Source organism: uncultured Thiocystis sp., assembly GCF_903866365.1.
Lineage (GTDB): Bacteria > Pseudomonadota > Gammaproteobacteria > Chromatiales > Chromatiaceae > Chromatium.
In genome coordinates this window covers 1-3,840 of record NZ_CAIPNF010000092.1, presented here as the reverse complement: position 1 = coordinate 3,840, position 3,840 = coordinate 1, and the positions used below count along the sequence as shown (strand labels likewise).

8 protein-coding genes and 1 pseudogene are annotated in these 3,840 nt (G+C 62.2%); 3 read left to right on the top strand and 6 right to left on the bottom strand.

The window, feature by feature from the left end; all coding sequences use genetic code 11:
• Positions 1 to 290: pseudogene (locus QZY07_RS05735) on the top strand (IS1634 family transposase); the annotation flags it as partial.
• Positions 291 to 444: 154 nt separating this feature from the next.
• On the opposite strand, the gene QZY07_RS05730 reads toward QZY07_RS05735, so the two are convergent.
• The 6 genes from QZY07_RS05730 to QZY07_RS05705 all read right to left on the bottom strand — a co-directional run bounded on the left by QZY07_RS05730 (position 445) and on the right by QZY07_RS05705 (position 3,015).
• Positions 445 to 732: a hypothetical protein gene (locus tag QZY07_RS05730; protein ID WP_295400543.1), complete on the bottom strand. Its 288-nt coding sequence runs from the start codon at positions 730 to 732 to the stop codon at positions 445 to 447.
• 21 nt (positions 733 to 753) lie between these two features.
• Complete coding sequence (locus QZY07_RS05725; RefSeq protein WP_295400541.1) at positions 754 to 1,035, bottom strand: type II toxin-antitoxin system RelE/ParE family toxin; 282 nt, start codon at positions 1,033 to 1,035, stop codon at positions 754 to 756.
• Entirely contained in the window at positions 1,032 to 1,265 is a 234-nt protein-coding gene (locus QZY07_RS05720; RefSeq protein WP_295400539.1) for a ParD-like family protein, read from the bottom strand. The genes QZY07_RS05725 and QZY07_RS05720 overlap by 4 nt, the downstream gene beginning before the upstream one ends.
• Positions 1,266 to 1,361: 96 nt before the next feature.
• Positions 1,362 to 1,595, bottom strand: a complete 234-nt coding sequence (locus tag QZY07_RS05715) for a hypothetical protein (RefSeq protein ID WP_295400538.1) — start codon at positions 1,593 to 1,595, stop codon at positions 1,362 to 1,364.
• Positions 1,592 to 2,290, bottom strand: a complete 699-nt coding sequence (locus QZY07_RS05710) for a DUF3883 domain-containing protein (protein WP_295400536.1) — start codon at positions 2,288 to 2,290, stop codon at positions 1,592 to 1,594. The genes QZY07_RS05715 and QZY07_RS05710 overlap by 4 nt, the downstream gene beginning before the upstream one ends.
• A 311-nt stretch (positions 2,291 to 2,601) precedes the next feature.
• Positions 2,602 to 3,015, bottom strand: a complete 414-nt coding sequence (locus QZY07_RS05705) for a hypothetical protein (RefSeq protein ID WP_295400534.1) — start codon at positions 3,013 to 3,015, stop codon at positions 2,602 to 2,604.
• 41 nt (positions 3,016 to 3,056) lie between these two features.
• On the opposite strand from QZY07_RS05705, the gene QZY07_RS05700 reads away from it, so the two are divergent.
• Together QZY07_RS05700 and QZY07_RS05695 are read left to right on the top strand one after the other, a co-directional pair.
• Positions 3,057 to 3,314: a hypothetical protein gene (locus tag QZY07_RS05700; protein ID WP_295400532.1), complete on the top strand. Its 258-nt coding sequence runs from the start codon at positions 3,057 to 3,059 to the stop codon at positions 3,312 to 3,314.
• The coding region (locus QZY07_RS05695; protein WP_295400530.1) for a ProQ/FinO family protein at positions 3,295 to 3,840 on the top strand (546 nt) is incomplete at its 3' end. The genes QZY07_RS05700 and QZY07_RS05695, both read left to right, overlap by 20 nt.

Sequence of the window (3,840 nt, the reverse complement as noted above, 5' to 3'; positions counted from 1 at the left end):
CTGATCGCCTGATCGACCCCGGCAGCGAATGGCGCCTGCATCGCTCCTGGTACGACCGCAGCGCCATCGGCGATCTGCTGGGGGAAGACTTCGCGATCGCCCCGAGCGATCCCCTCTACCGCTGTCTCGACCGGCTCGCGGGGCATCGCGAGGCCTTGTTTTCCCATCTCCAGGCCCGTTGGCGTGCGCTGTTCGAGGCCCGTTTTGAGGTGCTGCTCTACGATCTGACCAGCACCTATGTGGAATGCGAGCCACCGGAATCGGGCAAGCGGAAGGTTGGCTACAGCCGGCTCGAATAGCGGAAGTCGGGATAGCGGTTGAAATGGTGATTCAGGTGGTGTCTGGAACGCTCAACCGTTCAGCCAGTGTTCCCGAAGGTGATTGAAATTGATCGCTTCCACCAGAACGCCTTTGTGTGGCGACGCGAAGTGATGCCGCTGCACATCAAAGACTCCTGATCGACATGGAAATCAGATGGCAATCGTTGGAATCGAGACGGAATACCTTGTATTCCCGCTGCATTTCTTCCTCGATGGTCGGAAATAGACTGGGGCCGGTGGTTTTTCTTTTCAGTTTATGTGGCGAGTCATATCCCAAGGTCACGAGCCAATGCTGAGTCGCTTCGTCGAACTCGACTTCTTCGAGCGCCAGATGGTTCAGCGTCTCTTCTTCAAAGAGTTGCAGCGCCTGCTCGCGTGCCGACTTCACCGCTTCTTTGATGCCGATCGTCATCAAATTTTCTCCTCAACTCGTTCAGCCGCGTTTCAGATCGCGGTAAAAATTTTCGTGCGGGCCGACGGCTTCCAGACAAATCAAACGCACTTGCTGTTCGCGCGTGTAACCCAGCAGAAAAAGCTGCCCCTGGCTGTAAAATTTGTAGACCCACAGTTCGGCCAGATCGCCCTTCTTTTTCTCCCCGCGCTCCGGATCGTCGGCGACCGCCGCCACGGCGGCATCCACGTCAGCCGCCTGTCGGTCATGGAGTTTCTTGTAGGCACGGGCAAAGCGCCGGGTCTGACGGACCTCCCAGGTCATGCGGAGGCGCCAGAACGCGGCACGAACGGAGTGGACTCTTCGGCGGGCTCGTTCATCGCCATCAGGCATTCAGCGATGAATGAGGCGGGAAGATCGGGATTGTCAAGTGCCGCGCGCCCGACCTTCGCCCAGAACTCAATCTGGCCCTGAAGGGTGCGAAATTCGCTCTTGGCGGCGGAACGTGCGGCGTTGACCAGGGTTTCGTCGATCCGAATGGAGACCGTTGTCATGGATAGGTTCCTCTACGCTGACGGTTTCCACAATTGTAGCGCGCCACGATGGGCTGCGGGAACATCCCGCACGGGATTGTCATTGAGCGTTGGCGGTTAGTCGTCGCCAGCGAGTGGCGCGCGCGGCGGGACCTTCTCCAGGATGGCGCGAAATGCGGCGGCATCGGCGCGGTGCGCACGGGCACGGAGATCGGTTTCGGCGGTCAGCGCGGAAATTTTTTCCGCCACCGCGCTCATGACAAACTGCTCGACGGGGACACCGTCCAGATCGGCCATCTCTTGAAGGTGGCGCTGAATCGAGTTGGGAAGGGTCAGATGTAAGGTCGTCATGGCAGCCGATCTTCCGCACGGGCCAGCAGGCTACCCAGATCATAGTTAATGGACGCCACGCCCCAACCCGGTTCCTGCTCGAAGGGGTGACGGATGTAGTACGGGCCATCGGTGCGGTCGTCAGTGTCCACCAGCACAATCGCCAGCACGAACTTGTCGCCCTGGTTGAAGGCATAAAGGATTTCGTTGCGGCTCACGGTCACGGTGCTGGCCCGTTTCACCCGCCCCTTGACCTCGATATGGCGCGGTTCGGGTTGCTGCCCGTCGCGGGCCGGCAGATAGCTGGTCAGATCCCAGCCGCATTTGGCGGCGGAGACATCCACCACGGTGCAGCCCTTGGCTTCCTCGGTCTGGCGCACGGCGTCCATCGCCAGACGCTCGATGCGGGCGCGGACCACGGCATCGGCGGCGAAGGTCGCGGCCATCGCAGCGGCGGGTGCCTCGCCGCGTTGCTGTTTTAGCCAGCCCGTCGGGACGATCAGGGCCGCGCCCAGCACGATGGGGGTGCCGTTCACCACCTGACGCATCGCCTGCAACTCGCGCTTGCGGTTCTCCAAGCGGCCTTCCAGATCGGCCAGGGTACGACGGACGTTCTCCAGGTTGAGCCGGACATCCTTACCCGCGTCGCCATCCTCCTTGAGCTTGAGCCAACGGTCCTGCCAGAAGGCGATTTCCTTGCTCAGTCGCTCATGCACCAGGGCGAGCGTTTTGTCGACATGGGCGATGCGCCGGTGCGTGGCCTACTTTCGCGGCACCGCGCCGCACGGATAAAGCCGGGAATACGCCTGATCAGGAGATGGCTCGGGCGAACGCCAGCGGACGACGCCAACGGCAATTCAATTCAATCCACGTCGCGAAAGCGCGCGGCAGACGCCGGGCGATCATGATGTATTCTTGGTCGGACGCGCCCAGCGCAAAGATGTTGGTCGTCGAATCCATCGCTTCCAGGTTCACCCGCCGCACATTGGGCGCACCAGGATCAGGCCAACGCGCGAGACGGTCGCGGTTACGCGCTGTCGCGCTGAAACTTCTGGTTGCGCTCCAACCAAACCACTAGCGACGCATGCGCAATGCTGTGATGACAGCCGACCAGGAAGGAGTCGAGGGCGCGGGGATTGGCCGGACGCGCGGCGGGATGCTCGGCCAGATCGCACAGCGCGAGCAGGGTCGAGCGCGAAATCCGCAGCAGTTGGCAGACCTCGCAGGGTAAATAGACGGCCCGTGGCGGGTGGCGCTCGGCGCGACTTGGCGTAATGTGCCCGACTTTCATCTGGCGGCGGGTGGATGTGTGGCGCTGGCTCGACGTGAGCGCCCGCACGCCCTTGAACGAGACAGCGGCGGCAGACATCGGCTGACAGCCCAATCCCCGCCAGCCCCGCTTGGACTTGAAACAATCCGCCTGTGTGTCAAGATTGGACACCGAAACCGTCCCATCGCTCACCGTCACCAAGAGCCCATACGATGCAAACTGAACAGAACTCAAAAGTGACCGTCGTCGATATTCAGATGCCGTTCTGGTCCATGGTGGTCTTCATGGTCAAGGTGGCGATTGCCTCGATCCCGGCCGTCATTATCCTGAGCGTCCTTGGGGGCGATCTTCTTTGCGGTCATGACGGCGGTGTTCGGGCCAGGCATGCACTCTGCCATGCCCTAAATTGTTGGGTTCGATCCTGCTTTCGGTTCAACACGAGGCGAACCTATGACCGAGATCCTTCCTGACTCGCCAGACGCCTCCACGCCTCCGCTCGACTTGCCCGCGCTCTATCCGGCCTGCTTCGACCGGGCGAACCCGCGCCCGCTCAAGCGGCGCATCCACAAGGATCTGATGGCCGCCGGCTATCTCCACAAGGAGGCAAAACGCGCGCTCGCGCGCTACTGTACGTGCCGTGCCTACCTCAAAGCGCTGACGGTCGCCGGAACGCCGCGCATCGACCTCCAGGGCCAGCCCGCCGGTGAAGTGACCGAGGACGATGCCGCCGACGCGCAAGCTCGGCTGTCCGGCGACACGCCCCTGCCCAAACCGCGCGCCGAGCGCCCGCAGGAACCCACGCCCACGCCCACGCCCGACCTTCCCCTCGACGCCCCACTGACCCTGGAGAACATTGTGACCGGTCGCCTCGAACTCACCGTGAAGTTTACGCAACTGCCTCAGCCCCTCCCGGTCAAGGCCGGAATGAAGATCGGCATCCAGACGGACACGGCGCTGGTGGTCGCCACCCTGCCGCCGAAGGTCTGGAAGAAGCTG